Origin of the sequence: Streptomyces sp. NPDC002265, assembly GCF_040296125.1 — a bacterium.
Taxonomy (GTDB): Bacteria; Actinomycetota; Actinomycetes; order Streptomycetales; family Streptomycetaceae; genus Streptomyces.
The window spans coordinates 40,797-54,184 of sequence record NZ_JBEOWS010000019.1 but is presented as its reverse complement, the minus strand read 5'-3'; the positions used below and the strand labels follow the sequence as shown (position 1 = coordinate 54,184).

Sequence of the window (13,388 nt, the reverse complement as noted above, 5' to 3'; positions counted from 1 at the left end):
GGGTGGGCCGCCGCCTGCCGCGCTACCGGCGCACGATCCTGAAGAGCCGTATCTCCCGCTCCACCCGCGCCTGGTACGCCGCGTACGGCGGCCAGAGCGCCAGCGCCGCCGCCCAGGCCGCGGCCCGCTCCTCCCCCGCCAGCAGCCGCGCCGTGACCGCGATGTCCTCGCCCCTGAGGCTGACCGACGCCTCCGGATGCGCGAGCAGGTTGTGGGTCCAGGCGGGGTGGCCGCTGCGGCCGAAGTTGGAGCCGACCAGAAACCAGCCGCGGCCGTCCTCCTGCGGCACGCACGCCAGCGGGGTGTGCCGGGGCAGCCCGCTGCGCGCCCCGGTCGAGGTCAGCACGAGACCCGGCAGCATCTGGGCGCTGAGCAGCACCTTTCCCCGGGTCAGCCGGTGCACCGCGCGGTCCAGGGCGGGGATGACGTGCGGGGCGACCTTCGCGAAGCCCCGGGTGGCGGACACCCGCCGCACCAGACGCACACCGAGGGCGGTCACACCGTCACCTCCTGCCGCTCGAAGAGCCGTGCGGCCCGGGCCGCGTGCGCGCGCAGCCGGTGCACCGGGCCGAACAGCAGCTCGTCGCCCGTGGCCCGCTTGAAGTACAGCTGGGCCTCGTGCTCCCAGGTGAAGCCGATGCCGCCGTGCAGCTGCACGGCCTCGGCGGCGGCGGTCCGCAGCGCCTGGAGGCCCTGCGCGAGGGCGAGGCCGCCGACCCGCTCGTCCCGCGCGGTCGCCCACGCGGCGTAGTACGCGGCCGAGCGCGCCGCCTGCACCTGGACGTACACGTCGGCCAGCCGGTGCTTGACCGCCTGGAAGGAGCCGATCGCCCGCCCGAACTGCTCCCGGCGCCCGACGTGCTCCACGGTCCGCTCCAGCACCCGGTCGGCGGCCCCGACGGCCTCGCAGGCCAGGACGGCCGCGGCGGTGTCACCGACGGCGGCGAGCACCGCCGGGACCCCGCCCCGCTCCCCCGGCTCCGGCCGCTCCCGCTCCTCCCCCAGCAACTCGGCTTCGACATCACGCAGTTGAAGGCGTCCCTGCGGCCTGGTGGCGTCCAGCGCGGTCTGCCGCACCCGCACCAGCCCGGCCGCGTCGCCGGACACGAGGAACAGCAGCGTGCGCGAGCGGGCGAAGCCGCCGGTGTGCGCGGCGACAACGAGGAGCCCGGCGCTGTGCCCGTCGAGGACCTGCTCCGCCTCCCCGTACAGCCGCCACCGGCCGTCCACGCGCCGGGCCTGCATCCCGCCGGCCCGGCCGCCGCCCGCCCAGTCTCCACCGTTCGGGCCGGTCAGGGCGAGCGCGGTGGCGAGCGCGGCGCCCGGCACGGCGAGGGCGGCGGTCAGCTCGCCGGCGGCGATCCGGGGCAGCAGCCCGGCGCGCTGCTCCTCGGTGCCGAGGGCGAGCAGGAGCGGGGCGGCGAGGGCGGCGGTGGCCAGCAGCGGGGTGGGGGCCAGGAAACGCCCCGCCTCCTCGCAGGCGAGCGCGAGATCGGTGACCGGGCAGCCGGCGCCGCCGTAGCGCTCCGGCAGGGCGAGACCGGGCAGGCCTAGCCGGGCGGCCAGGGCCTCCCAGAGGCCGGGGTCGTGACCGGCGGGGGTGTCGGCGGCGGCCCGCACCTCCGCCGGCCCGCAGCGCTTGCGCAGCAGTTCACGGAGGGTGCGGCGGATGTCGTCCTGTTCTGCGCTGAAGCCGGCGTCCATGGGGACCACCCACTCTCTCCCGATCTGACGGCTCGTCATGCTAAGGCTGCCGCCCTCGGATGCACAGGGCCTCGACGCCTGCCGCCCCGACCGGATCTGATATACCGTCAGATCCATGTCGCTGCCAGGTACCCGAAGGGCCGCCGTCGTCGGCGCGGCGCTCTCCCGCTGCGGCCGCGTGGACGACGCGACCGCGTACACCCTGCACGCCCAGGCGGCCCGCCGCGCCCTCGCCGACGCCGGACTGGACCGCTCGCTCGTCGACGGCTTCGCCTCGGCGGGCACCGGCGTCCTCGCACCCGTGGAGGTCGCCGAATACCTGGGACTGCGCCCCACCTGGGTCGACTCCACCGCCGTGGGCGGCTCCACCTGGGAGGTCATGGCGGCCCACGCGGCGGACGCGATCGCCGCGGGCCACGCCAACGCCGTCCTGCTCGTCTACGGCTCGACCGCCCGCGCGGACATCAGGGCCGGCCGCCGCACCGGCGACCTCTCCTTCGGCGCCCGCGGCCCGCTCCAGTTCGAGACGCCCTACGGCCACACCCTGATCGCCAAGTACGCCATGGCCGCCCGCCGCCACATGCTCGAACACGGCACGACCATCGAGCAGTTGGCGCAGGTCGCGGTCCAGGCGCGGGCGAACGCCGCACTGAACCCGGAGGCCATGTTCCGCGACCCGATCACGGTCGACGACGTCCTGTCCGGCCCGATGATCGCCGATCCCTTCACCAAGCTGCACTGCTGTCTGCGCTCCGACGGCGGGGCGGCGGTGCTGCTCGCCGCCGAGGAGTACGTACGGGACTGCCGCACGGCCCCGGTGTGGGTCCTGGGCACCGGGGAGCACGTCTCCCACGCCGCCATGTCGCAGTGGCCCGACTTCACGGTGTCCCCGGCCGCGGTGAGCGGACGGCTCGCCTTCGAGCGGGCGGGGGTCGGGCCCGGTGAGATGGACTTCGCCGAGATCTACGACGCCTTCACCTACATGACGCTGGTGACCCTGGAGGACCTCGGCTTCTGCGCGAAGGGCGAGGGCGGGGCGTTCGTGGAGAAGGGGCGGCTGATGGTGGCCGGCGGGGAACTGCCCGTGAACACGGACGGAGGCGGTCTCTCGGCCCAGCATCCCGGTATGCGCGGGCTGTTCCTGCTGGTGGAGGCCGTACGGCAGCTGCGGGGCGAGGCCGGGGCCCGGCAGGTGCGGCGACCGGGCGGGGAGCTGCCCCGGCTGGCGGTCGCCTCCGGCACCGGGGGCTGGTTCTGCTCCTCGGGGACGGTGGTGCTGGGGCGGGACTGAGCCGGGCGGCCGCGATGGTGGCAGGCCGGACAGCGATGCCGGGCCGGGCGGCGACGCCTGGCCGGGCCGCCGACGTGGTGGCGGGCGGCCGCGCGGGACGGCTGCGTGATACTCGGGGCATGGCAACGGATCTTCACGAGCTGCTCAGGTCGCTGCGGGTGTGGGCCCCGGAGGCGACCGAGCTGCCGCCCTTCGACCCGGAGGCCGCGCCCGGCGACCCCCTCGTGCTGTTCACGGCCTGGTTCGCCGAGGTGGCCGCGGCCGGGCAGACCGAGCCGCACACCATGTCGCTGGCGACCTCGGACGATGAGGGCCTGCCGGACGTGCGGACCGTGATGCTGCACGGCGCCGACGCGGACGGCTGGGCCTTCGCGACCCACGCGAGCAGCCGCAAGGGCCGCCAGCTCGCCACCCGCCCGTACGCCGCCCTCGGCTTCTACTGGCCCGCCCAGGGCCGCCAGGTGCGGGTACGCGGCCCGGTCGCCGTCGCCCCGCCCGGGGAGGCGCGGGCCGACCTGCACGCCCGTTCCACCGGGGCGCTGGCCGCGGCGCTGACCGGCCGGCAGAGCGACGTCCTCGGCTCGGTGGAGGAGCTGCGGCGGGCCTCCGAGGACGCCTGGGAGCTGGCCCGGCGGGAGCCGCAGGCCGAGGTCGGGAGCTGGACGCTCTACCGGCTCCGCCCGACGGAGGTGGAGTTCTTCCAGGGCGACGGACAACGCCGCCATGTGCGGCTGCGGTACCGGCGGGAGAGCGCCGACGCGGGTACGGACACGGGCGCGGGCTGGGTCAGGGAGCTGCTGTGGCCCTGAGGCCGCCGCACCCCGGCGCCGTACGTCCCTGAGAGCTCCGGGCCCACGCGCACCCCGGCACCCTCGCGCCACCACATCCCGCGCCCCGCGCGCCGGTCAGGACAGCCGCGGCTCCGGGTCCGTGGCCAGCCGGGCGTGCAGATGGCTGTCGCGGAACGCGTCGTGGCGGCCCGCCTCGAACATGGCGCCGCGCAGGGTGCCCTCGTACCGGAAGCCGCAGCGCTCGGCGACCCGGCAGGAGGCGTCGTGGTCGAGGGCGTGGTCGAGTTCCAGCCGGTGCAGGCCGAGGTCGCCGTGGGCCCAGCGGGCGGCCAGGGCCAGCGCGCGGGTGGCGACGCCCCGGCCGCGGGCCTCGGGCAGCACCCAGTAGCCGACCCGGCCGGAGCGGAAGACCGGGTCGATCGCGTTGACGCCGATGTGCCCCAGCGTCGTACCGTCCGCCGCGTCCGTGACCCGGAACGAGGCGCTGGTGCCGTCGGCCGCGCCGTCCTGCTTGGCCCGCAGCGAGGCACGGGCGCTGTCGAGGTCCACGACGGGCCTGAGCGGGGTGTTCCAGCGCCGGAACTCCCGGTCGGAAAGCCCGCGCAGCCAGGTCTCGGCGTCGGCGTCGCGGTCCGCGCGCCAGTGGCTCAGCCGCAGCCCGTGGCCGTGCAGCTCGGGGAAGGCGGAGCCGGGAGGTCTGTCGCTCGTGTGGGCCATCGGGCCATTGAAACCGGTGAACCGGGGATCGGCAGCCTCTTCACGCCCCCGTCGGCGCCCGGCCCTCGAAGATCAGGGCCGTTCCGGCCGGAACACCGGCACGCCGTCGCGGAAGGCGACCTCCAGCGCCGCCCCCGCCCGCAGTCCGTCCGGCCCGCACTCCACCACCTCGGTCATCATCCGCGGCCCCTCGGCGAGGTCGACGACGGCGGCGACGTAGGGGGTGCGCTGCCCGAAGGGTGGCAGATCGTTGCGGTGGACGACGGACCAGGTGTAGAGCGTGGCCCGGCCGCTCGCCTCCTGCCAGGTCACGTCCTCGCTCCAGCAGTGCGGGCAGAACTCGCGGGGATAGTGGTGCGCCCGCCCGCACGCCCCGCAGCGGCGGATCAGCAGGCGCCCGCACGCCGCCGCGTCCCAGTAGACGCGGGTGAAGCCGTCCGGTTCGGGGAGGTCGTGGCGCGGGCCGCCGCTCACCGGAACCAGCCGAGCGCGTCGTCCAGCGACCAGGTCTGCCACGACATCCCGAACAGGGCGACCACCGAGATGAGCCCCATCATCGAGTTCTGCCCCTGCTCGGCCCAGTCGTGGATCATCAGGACGAAGTAGAGGGCGTTGAGCACCAGTCCGCCGACCAGGGCGACCGGGGTCAGGAAGCCCGTGATCAGACCCAGTCCGAGGGCGAGTTCCGCGTAGACGACGACGTACGCCATCGTGCGCGGCCTGGCCGCGACCACGGTCTCGAAGCCGGAGCGGACCGCACCCCAGCGGTGTCTCGCCGCGACGTCCGCCGCCCACGCGATGCCGGTGCCGTGCTCGAACCAGTCCTTCCGGTCCTTGTGCCGCCAGCTCTCCAGCCACCACAGGCCGAGCCCGATACGCAGCACCGCCAGCCATTCCGCCCCGCCGAGCCAGATCGTGTCCATGTCCCCGGACCCACTCTCCCGCCGACCCGCCCATCACATCTGACGGTACGTCAGTTCAGCGGACGGGCGGCACTTTCGCAAGATGCCCGCGGCCCGCGGCTTTCCGGGCGCCCCGCCCGCACCGAAGCCGTGCGTCCGCGCCGGATCCGGCGGCATGGCCGACGATTCCGTCGGTCGTCGGTACCCGACCGCGTCCGCAAGGGCGCGGCGTCCGGTCTTCCCGTCCGTCCGATCGGGCGCCGCCCACCTCGCACCTCCGACACCCCACCGCGCATACACAATCGAGCGGTCTACGTCACACGTCCCACCCATCCGTCCCTCAGGCGTGATCAATCCGCAACCAATTCCGGTCTTGACCGAGACCCATCAATCCTGTGCGTGATTACGCTCGCGCTCATGCCAGACTCCACCCCCTCCTCCGACTCCACCCCGCCCGCGCCCGTCCCCTCCGCCGCGGCCGCCGCGACCGTTGCCGCGGACCGGCCCGTGTACGTCATCGGCGCCGGCCCCGGCGGGCTCGCCGTCGCGTACGCGCTGCGCGCCCGGGGCGTCCGCGCCGTCGTCCTGGAGAAGTCCGACCAGGTCGGCGCGTCCTGGCGACGCCATTACGACCGGCTCCACCTGCACACCACCCGGCGCCTTTCCGCCCTGCCGGGGCTGCCCATCCCGCGCCGCTTCGGCCGCTGGGTGTCCCGTGACAACGTGGTGCGCTACCTGGAGAAGTACGCCGAACACCACGAGCTGGAGATCGTCACCGGAGTCGAGGTCTCCCGCGTCGAGCGCTCGCCCGACGGCACGGCCTGGCTGCTGCACGCCACCGGCGGCCGTGAACTGACCGGCGCCGCGGTCGTCGTGGCCACCGGCTTCAACCACACGCCCCACATCCCCGACTGGACGGGCCGCGAGTCCTACACCGGCGAACTGCTGCACGCCGGGGCGTACCGCAACGCCGAGCCCTACGCTGGCCGGGACGTGCTCGTCGTCGGGATCGGCAACACCGGCGCCGAGATCGCCGTGGACCTGGTCGAGGGCGGCGCCAAGCGGGTACGGCTGTCCGTCCGCACGGCCCCGCACATCCTGCGCCGCTCGACGGCCGGCTGGGCTGCCCAGTACACCGGTGTACTGGTCCGGCGGCTGCCGGTCGGGCTCGTCGACCGGCTGGCCGGGCCGGTGGGCAGGCTCAGCGTGCCGGACCTCTCGGCCCACGGCCTGCCCCGCCCGGACACCGGCCTCTACAGCCGCGTCACCGCGGGGTCGATCCCGGTCCAGGACGTCGGCCTCGTCGACGCCGTGCGCAAGGGGAAGGTCGAGATCGTGGCCGCCGTCGACGGCCTGGAGGACGACGAGGTCGTCCTCGCCGACGGCAGCCGGCTGTCGCCGGACGCCGTCGTCGCCGCCACCGGCTACCTGCGCGCCCTGGAGGACCTGGTCGGCCACCTCGACGTGCTCGACGCCCGGGGCCGCCCGGTCGTGCACGGCGCCCGCACCCCGCGCAACGCCCCCGGCCTGTACTTCACCGGCTTCACCAACCCGATCAGCGGCATGTTCCGCGAGCTGGCGATCGACGCGGAGAAGATCGCCAAGGCCGTCGCGGCGGACGCCGGACCGGGCCAGGTGTCCCGCCTCCCGGGCTGACCCGGTACCGAGGCACGCCCCCGCCCGCCGTCCGGCCCCGGCCCCGCGGCGGGCGGCCGCTCGTTCTTTGTGTGCACAACCATTCCTGACGGTTCGTCAATTCAGTAATCTGACAGAGCGTCAGTTATTTGGCTGTCACACAGGAGCGGGCGGACCGATGCTTGGATCAACCCACGGCACCCTCACCACCGACTCCCGCCGGGCCCGCGTCATCGCGTGCGGTGAACCCCCGGCGCCGGCCGTCCACGGCCGCCCGGCCGACGTGGACGACCTCGACGTCAGCGGACGTCCGCTGCACGCGGCCGTCCCCGACCTGGACCGCCTCTTCCGGCCCGAGTCCGTCGCCGTGGTCGGCGCCTCGGACGCCGACGGCCGGCCCAACACCGGCATCACCAGGCAGCTGATCGCCTGGGCGGAACGGGTGGGCGCGCGACTGCACCCCGTCCACCCCACCCGCGCGTCGGTCTTCGGCATCCCCTGCCTGCCGTCCGTCGCCGACCTGCCCGAACAGGTCGACCTCGCCGTGCTCCTGGTCGCCGATCCGCTCCCGGTGGTCGAGGAACTCGCCGAGGCCAAGGTGCGGTTCGCGGTGGCCTTCGCCTCGGGGTTCGCGGAGACCGGGGCATCGGGCGCGGCCGCGCAGACCCGGCTCGCGGACGCCGCCGCCCGGTCCGGGGTGCGGCTGCTCGGGCCCAACACCAACCTCAACGCCTTCGAGCGCATCCGGGACGACCTCGACGGACCGGCGATCGCCCTCATCACCCAGTCCGGCCACCAGGGCCGCCCCGTCTTCGCCCTCCAGGAGCTCGGCATCCGCCTCTCCCACTGGGCGCCCACCGGCAACGAGGCCGACCTGGAGAGCGCCGACTTCATCTCGTACTTCGCCGAGCGGCCGGAGGTCGGTGCCATCGCCTGCTACGTGGAGGGTCTGAAGGACGGCCGGTCCTTCCTGCTCGCCGCCGACCGGGCCGCCCGGCGCGGGGTGCCGGTCGTCGCGGTCAAGGTGGGCCGCACGGAGACCGGTGCCCGCACCGCCGCCTCCCACACCGGCAAACTGACCGGCTCGGACGCGGTGGTGGACGCGGCGATGCGGCAGTTCGGAGTGATCCGGGTCGACGGTCTCGACGAGCTCCAGGACACCGCCGCACTGCTGGCACGGGCCCGCGCCCCGCTCGCGGACGGGGTCGTCGTCTGCTCCATCTCGGGCGGCACGGGCGCGCACGTCGCCGACCTGGCGACCCGGGCCGGCCTGCGGCTGCCGGTGCTGTCCGAGGCCAAGCAGGCCGAGCTGCACCAGTGGATACCCGAGTACCTGAGCGTGGCCAACCCGGTCGACAACGGCGGGCATCCGGTCGGCGACGAACGCGGCCGGAAGATCATCGACGCGATCCTCGACGATCCGTCGGTCGGCGTCCTGATCTGCCCGGTCACCGGCCCCTTCCCGCCGCTGAGCGACCGGCTGGTCCAGGACCTGGTGGACGCGGCCGAGCAGTCGGACAAGCTGGTGTGCGTGGTGTGGGGGTCGCCGGTCGGCACCGAACCGGCCTATCGCGAGGTGCTGCTCGGCTCCTCGCGGGTGGCCACCTTCCGCACCGTCGGCAACTGCCTGGCGGCCGTGCGCGCCCACCTCGACCACCACCGTTTCGTACGCGCCTACCGCTCCCCCTTCGACGAGGCGCCGCGCACCACCTCCCCCTCCTTCCGCAAGGCGCGCGCCCTGATGCGGCCGGGCGAGCAGCTCAGCGAGCACGCGGCGAAGCAGCTGCTGCGCGCCTACGGCATCCGGGTGCCCCGGGAACAGCTGGTGACCAGCGCGGCGGCGGCCGTGCGCGCGGCCGGGCTGGTCGGCTACCCGGTGGTGATGAAGGCGTCCGGCGCGCGGATCGCCCACAAGACCGAACTGGGGCTGGTGAAGATCGGTCTGACCTCGGCCAGCCAGGTCCGTGACGCCTACCGCGAGCTGACGGAGATCGCCCGCTACGAGGACGTGCCGCTGGACGGCGTGCTGGTGTGCCAGATGGTGGAGCGGGGCGTGGAGATGGTCGTCGGCGTCACCCATGACGACCTGTTCGGGCCGACCGTGACCGTGGGGCTCGGCGGGGTGCTCGTGGAGGTCCTGCGGGACACGGCCGTGCGGGTGCCGCCCTTCGGCGAGGACCAGGCCAGGACCATGCTCACCGAACTGCGCGGCCGGGCCCTCCTCGACGGGGTCCGCGGCCGCCCGCCCGCCGATGTCGACGCCCTGGTCGAGGTCGTGCTGCGGGTGCAGCGCATGGCCCTGGAGCTCGGCGGCGAACTCGCCGAGCTCGACATCAACCCGCTGCTGGTGCTGCCCCAGGGGCAGGGCGCCGTGGCCCTGGACGCCCTGGCGGTGTGTCGCTGAGATGAGCACCCCCGAATCCGCCGGGTCCCGGGTCCTGCACGACGTCGAGGACCAGGTCTGCCGCATCACCCTCAACCGGCCCGAAGCCCTCAACGCGCTCACCCCTGATCAGCGGGAACGCATCATCCGGCTGCTGGGTGACGCCTCCGCGGACCCGGCGGTGCGCGCCGTCGTCGTCACCGGCACCGGCCGCGGCTTCTGCGCGGGCGCGGACCTGCGGGGCGGTCCGCCGGCCGGGGAGCGGGTCGCGGGCGATGTCGCCCGTACGCTCCGGCTGGGCGCCCAGCGGCTGATCGCCGCCGTCCTCGACTGCGAGAAGCCGGTGCTCGCCGCCGTGAACGGCACGGCGGCCGGTCTCGGCGCCCACCTCGCCCTCGCCTGCGATCTCGTGCTCGCCGCGGAGTCCGCCCGGTTCATCGAGGTGTTCGTACGACGCGGCCTGGTCCCCGACGGCGGCGGCGCCTATCTGCTCCCCCGGCTGGTCGGACCCCAGCGCGCCAAGGAGCTGATGTTCTTCGGCGACGCCCTCACCGCGCCGGACGCCGAACGCCTCGGTCTGGTCAACCGGGTCGTCCCGGACGAGGAGCTGGCCGCGACGGCCCGCGCCTGGGCGGACCGGCTCGCCGCCGGTCCGACCCGCGCCCTCGCCCTGACCAAACAGCTCGTCAACGCCTCGCTCGACGCCGACCGCGCCGCCGCCTTCGCCGCGGAGGCCGCCGCACAGGAGATCAACATGACCACGGCGGACGCCCGGGAGGGAGTGGCGAGCTTCGTGGAGCGTCGCGCACCCGGGTTCCGGGGCCGCTGACACCGGGACACCCCCGGACGGCCCTCGCCGGGAGCCCTGCGCCGGAAGGAGGCGCTCCGCGCGGCCCACCCCGGGTAGACCGCTTCAGTGCTGTCCGCCCCGGGGAGACCGCCTCGGGCATCCGTCTCAGGAAGACCGCTTCAGAATCCGCAGTTCCCCCGCGTCCGGGTCCCCGAGGAGCACGAACAGTTCGGGGGACCGGGCCGTCCCGCCGACCGTCCAGGACGTCTCCTGCCCACAGCCGCCGCCGAGCCGTACGACGACGGCGTCCCGCCCGTCCTCCTCCCGGTCCGTCTCGAAGGCCCAGGTACCGGTCCCGTCGCACACGGTGAAGTCGTCGGCCGTGCCGAACACCGGCTGGGCCGGCACCCGGCTCAACCCGGCCCGGCCGTCCGGCCGCAGCCGCAGCACAGCCCCGTCCTCGCCGCGCCAGACACCGGCGAGCCGGTCGGCGGACAGGCTCGGGGGCTCGTACGTCCGGACCAGCCCCGTGCCGGTGGCCCCCGCACCGCCCGCCACGGCCAGGACGAACAGGGCGACGGAGGCCGCCCCGGCACGCCACCACAGATCCCAGGTTCCCCACGCCCGCGCCCCGGTCCGGGCGCGCCGGCGGGCATGGGCGACCGCGAGCACGGGCAGGACGCCGAGGCCGGCCGACACCAGGGCCGTGGCACCGAACGGCCAGTCCCACAGCAGGGCGGCCGCCGCGGCCCACAGGACACCGAGCAGGGCCGCGCACAGCAGATGCCGGAGCCACCGCGACCGGCGGCCGCCGCACGGGACGAGGTCCGCCAGGGCGGCGGCGGGCCTGGTCTGCACGTACGTGTGCAGCAGTCCCACCACCGGTAGCCACAGGGGCGCGAACAGGAGCAGACAGGCCAGGCCGAAGGCGCCGCCGTATCCGGCACCGTGGTCGTCGAGAGTCGCCAGATGGACCAGCCAGACGACGAAGGCCGCCGAAAGCTGCGCCGCTCCGGCCGCGGCGGCCGCGGCGGTGTCTCCGTCCGCCCAGCCCTGATCCGCTTTGGACCACATGTTCCCACCCCGCCCTGCCCCGTGGCGGCAGCCTACGGTCCCCGCCCCGGCGTCCGGCACACCCCTTTCCATCTGACGCATCGTCAGCTTCAATGGTGGATGTGATGGGACACGCAGGGATGGCGGCAGCCGCCGTCCGTTGGCTCAGGTCGGCCGAGGCGCCGCCGCCCACCTCCGTGGAGGCGCTGCCGCGGCCGGAGCTGCGGTGCGTCGGCGAGGACGAGCGGGCGCCGGTCGACAGCGCCGAGTTCCGGCGGGTGCTGGCGAACTTCGCGACCGGCGTGACCGTGATCACCGCGCCCGCCGCCGACGGCTCCGGCTCCCCCGCCGGTTTCGCCTGCCAGTCCTTCTCCTCGCTCTCCCTCGACCCGCCGCTGGTCGCCTTCATGGTCGGCCGCGCGTCGACGACCTGGCCGCGCATCGCCCGCGCCGGGGTCTTCTGCGTCAACGTCCTGGACGAGTCCCAGGGCGGGCTGTGCCGCGCGTTCGCGGTGAGCGGCGCGGACAAGTTCGCGGGGGTCGCGCACGAACCGGCCCCGGTCTCCGGCGCACCGCGCCTGGCCGGGGCGCACGCCTGGATCGACTGCACCGTGCACGCCGTGCACACCGGCGGCGACCACCTCATCGTGGTCGGACGGGTGGACGCCCTCGGCACCGGCGAGGCCCCCGGCGAGGGCGGCGGTCCGCTCCTCTTCCACCGAGGGCGCTTCGCCCGGCTCGGACCGGCCGGCTGACAGCTCTCAGGCCATCGCCGGCAGCGCCGGCATGGTCGCCGGACGCCGCCTGATCACCAGGGCCATCAGCGCCGCCGCCGCGCACAGCGCGCCCGAGGCGTACCAGACCACGTCGTACGAGCCGAAGGCGTCCCGGGCGACACCGCCGAGGAAGGCGACGAGCGCGGCCCCCACCTGGTGGGAGGCGAGCACCCAGCCGAAGACGATGGCGCTGTCGTCGCCGTACTGCTCCCGGCACAGGGCCAGGGTGGGCGGCACGGTGGCGACCCAGTCGAGGCCGTAGAAGACGATGAAGAAGATCATCGGCGGGTGCACGGAGGGCGCCAGCAGCATCGGCAGGAACAGCAGCGAGACGCCCCGCAGCGCGTAGTACACGGCCAGCAGGCGGCGCGGCTCGAAGCGGTCGGTGAACCAGCCCGAGGCCACCGTGCCGACCACGTCGAAGACGCCGATCACCGCCAGCAGCGAGGCGGCCGCCGTGATGGGCATGCCGTGGTCGTGCGCGGCGGGCACGAAGTGGGTCTGCACCAGGCCGTTGGTCGAGGCGCCGCAGATCGCGAAGGTGCCCGCCAGCAGCCAGAAGGGGCCGGTGCGCACCGCCGCGAACAGGACGGTCACGGCGCGGCGGGCGGCGCCGGGGACGGGCTCGGGCTTCGGCACGAACTCCTCGGACCCGTACGGCTTCTGCCCCACGTCCGCCGGGTGGTCCCGCAGCAGCAGCCAGACGAAGGGCACGACCGCCAGGGCCGCCAGGGCCACCGTGACGGCGGCCGGACGCCAGTCGTGCTCCTCGACGATCCAGGACAGCAGAGGCAGGAAGATCAGCTGGCCGGAGGCCGAGGCGGCGGTGAGGATGCCGGTCACCAGGCCCTTGCGAGCGGTGAACCAGCGGTTGGTCACCGTCGCCGCGAACGCAAGGGCCATCGAGCCCGAGCCGAGGCCCACCAGCAGGCCCCAGCACAGCATCAGCTGCCAGGCCGCCGTCATCCACACCGTCAGGCCGGAGCCGACCGCGATCACGGTCAGCGCGACCGCGACCACCCGCCGGATGCCGAAGCGGTCCATCAGCGCGGCGGCGAAGGGCGCGGTGAGGCCGTACAGCGCGAGGTTGACGGAGACGGCGGCGCCGACCGTGCCGCGCGACCAGCCGAACTCCTGGTGCAGCGGGTCGATGAGCAGGCCGGGCAGCGAGCGGAAGGCCGCCGCACCGATGATCGTGACGAAGGTGACGGCGGCGACGAACCACGCGCGGTGGACGCGGGAGCGGCGTGCGGACGGGGCGTCCGCCACGGTGGCTGCGGCTTCTGATGTCTGGGTCACGTCGTAGAGCATCCAGTGCGCGACCATGACAAACGAGTGGCCCGAAG

Annotated in this window: 13 protein-coding genes; 6 read left to right on the top strand and 7 right to left on the bottom strand. The window is 74.7% G+C overall.

Going from position 1 to position 13,388, the window contains the following annotated elements; translation table 11 throughout:
- Positions 1-22: 22 nt before the first annotated feature.
- Positions 23-499 (bottom strand): nitroreductase family deazaflavin-dependent oxidoreductase, encoded by a 477-nt coding sequence (locus ABT085_RS05940; protein WP_351602584.1) that lies wholly within the window; start codon positions 497-499, stop codon positions 23-25.
- Positions 496-1,704: an acyl-CoA dehydrogenase family protein gene (locus tag ABT085_RS05935; RefSeq protein ID WP_351602590.1), complete on the bottom strand. Its 1,209-nt coding sequence runs from the start codon at positions 1,702-1,704 to the stop codon at positions 496-498. The genes ABT085_RS05940 and ABT085_RS05935 overlap by 4 nt, the downstream gene beginning before the upstream one ends.
- Before the next feature lie 115 nt (positions 1,705-1,819).
- Between ABT085_RS05935 and ABT085_RS05930 the strand changes: the two genes are divergently transcribed.
- Both ABT085_RS05930 and ABT085_RS05925 read left to right on the top strand, forming a co-directional pair.
- Positions 1,820-2,995, top strand: coding sequence for a thiolase C-terminal domain-containing protein (locus ABT085_RS05930; protein ID WP_351602582.1), 1,176 nt, complete (start codon positions 1,820-1,822; stop codon positions 2,993-2,995).
- Positions 2,996-3,114: 119 nt separating this feature from the next.
- Positions 3,115-3,804 carry a pyridoxine/pyridoxamine 5'-phosphate oxidase gene (locus ABT085_RS05925; RefSeq protein WP_351602580.1) on the top strand — a complete coding sequence of 230 codons (690 nt, stop codon included), beginning with the start codon at positions 3,115-3,117 and terminating at the stop codon, positions 3,802-3,804.
- Positions 3,805-3,900: 96 nt separating this feature from the next.
- Here ABT085_RS05925 and ABT085_RS05920 read toward each other — a convergent pair whose 3' ends face one another.
- The 3 genes from ABT085_RS05920 to ABT085_RS05910 all read right to left on the bottom strand — a co-directional run bounded on the left by ABT085_RS05920 (position 3,901) and on the right by ABT085_RS05910 (position 5,426).
- On the bottom strand, positions 3,901-4,503 hold the full coding sequence (locus ABT085_RS05920; RefSeq protein WP_351602578.1) for a GNAT family N-acetyltransferase: 603 nt from the start codon (positions 4,501-4,503) through the stop codon (positions 3,901-3,903).
- A gap of 72 nt (positions 4,504-4,575) precedes the next feature.
- Entirely contained in the window at positions 4,576-4,977 is a 402-nt protein-coding gene (locus ABT085_RS05915) for a Zn-ribbon domain-containing OB-fold protein (protein ID WP_351602576.1), read from the bottom strand.
- On the bottom strand, positions 4,974-5,426 hold the full coding sequence (locus ABT085_RS05910) for a DoxX family protein (protein WP_351602574.1): 453 nt from the start codon (positions 5,424-5,426) through the stop codon (positions 4,974-4,976). Before ABT085_RS05910 ends, ABT085_RS05915 begins: the two co-directional genes overlap by 4 nt.
- Before the next feature lie 396 nt (positions 5,427-5,822).
- Between ABT085_RS05910 and ABT085_RS05905 the strand changes: the two genes are divergently transcribed.
- The 3 genes from ABT085_RS05905 to ABT085_RS05895 all read left to right on the top strand — a co-directional run bounded on the left by ABT085_RS05905 (position 5,823) and on the right by ABT085_RS05895 (position 10,252).
- The gene (locus tag ABT085_RS05905; RefSeq protein ID WP_351602572.1) at positions 5,823-7,061 is read left to right on the top strand and encodes a flavin-containing monooxygenase; all 1,239 of its coding nucleotides are present in this window, start codon (positions 5,823-5,825) and stop codon (positions 7,059-7,061) included.
- Between the two features lie 157 nt (positions 7,062-7,218).
- Positions 7,219-9,444, top strand: a complete 2,226-nt coding sequence (locus ABT085_RS05900) for an acetate--CoA ligase family protein (RefSeq protein ID WP_351602570.1) — start codon at positions 7,219-7,221, stop codon at positions 9,442-9,444.
- Position 9,445: 1 nt separating this feature from the next.
- Positions 9,446-10,252, top strand: a complete 807-nt coding sequence (locus ABT085_RS05895; RefSeq protein ID WP_351602568.1) for an enoyl-CoA hydratase/isomerase family protein — start codon at positions 9,446-9,448, stop codon at positions 10,250-10,252.
- 126 nt (positions 10,253-10,378) lie between these two features.
- Here the strand turns inward: ABT085_RS05895 and ABT085_RS05890 are convergent, their stop codons facing one another.
- Positions 10,379-11,287, bottom strand: a complete 909-nt coding sequence (locus tag ABT085_RS05890; RefSeq protein ID WP_351602566.1) for a hypothetical protein — start codon at positions 11,285-11,287, stop codon at positions 10,379-10,381.
- A gap of 104 nt (positions 11,288-11,391) precedes the next feature.
- Between ABT085_RS05890 and ABT085_RS05885 the strand changes: the two genes are divergently transcribed.
- Complete coding sequence (locus tag ABT085_RS05885; protein WP_351602564.1) at positions 11,392-12,021, top strand: flavin reductase family protein; 630 nt, start codon at positions 11,392-11,394, stop codon at positions 12,019-12,021.
- Positions 12,022-12,027: 6 nt separating this feature from the next.
- On the opposite strand, the gene ABT085_RS05880 is transcribed toward ABT085_RS05885, so the two are convergent.
- Complete coding sequence (locus tag ABT085_RS05880; RefSeq protein ID WP_351602562.1) at positions 12,028-13,341, bottom strand: MFS transporter; 1,314 nt, start codon at positions 13,339-13,341, stop codon at positions 12,028-12,030.
- Positions 13,342-13,388 lie beyond the last annotated feature (47 nt).

Coding starts and splice junctions, on each gene's coding strand:
- ABT085_RS05905 (WP_351602572.1), top strand. CDS start 5,823: ATGCCAGACTCCACCCCCTCCTCCGACTCCACCCCGCCCGCGCCCGTC.
- ABT085_RS05930 (WP_351602582.1), top strand. CDS start 1,820: ATGTCGCTGCCAGGTACCCGAAGGGCCGCCGTCGTCGGCGCGGCGCTC.
- ABT085_RS05910 (WP_351602574.1), bottom strand. CDS start 5,426: ATGGACACGATCTGGCTCGGCGGGGCGGAATGGCTGGCGGTGCTGCGT.
- ABT085_RS05900 (WP_351602570.1), top strand. CDS start 7,219: ATGCTTGGATCAACCCACGGCACCCTCACCACCGACTCCCGCCGGGCC.
- ABT085_RS05925 (WP_351602580.1), top strand. CDS start 3,115: ATGGCAACGGATCTTCACGAGCTGCTCAGGTCGCTGCGGGTGTGGGCC.
- ABT085_RS05935 (WP_351602590.1), bottom strand. CDS start 1,704: ATGGACGCCGGCTTCAGCGCAGAACAGGACGACATCCGCCGCACCCTC.
- ABT085_RS05895 (WP_351602568.1), top strand. CDS start 9,446: ATGAGCACCCCCGAATCCGCCGGGTCCCGGGTCCTGCACGACGTCGAG.
- ABT085_RS05920 (WP_351602578.1), bottom strand. CDS start 4,503: ATGGCCCACACGAGCGACAGACCTCCCGGCTCCGCCTTCCCCGAGCTG.
- ABT085_RS05885 (WP_351602564.1), top strand. CDS start 11,392: ATGGGACACGCAGGGATGGCGGCAGCCGCCGTCCGTTGGCTCAGGTCG.
- ABT085_RS05890 (WP_351602566.1), bottom strand. CDS start 11,287: ATGTGGTCCAAAGCGGATCAGGGCTGGGCGGACGGAGACACCGCCGCG.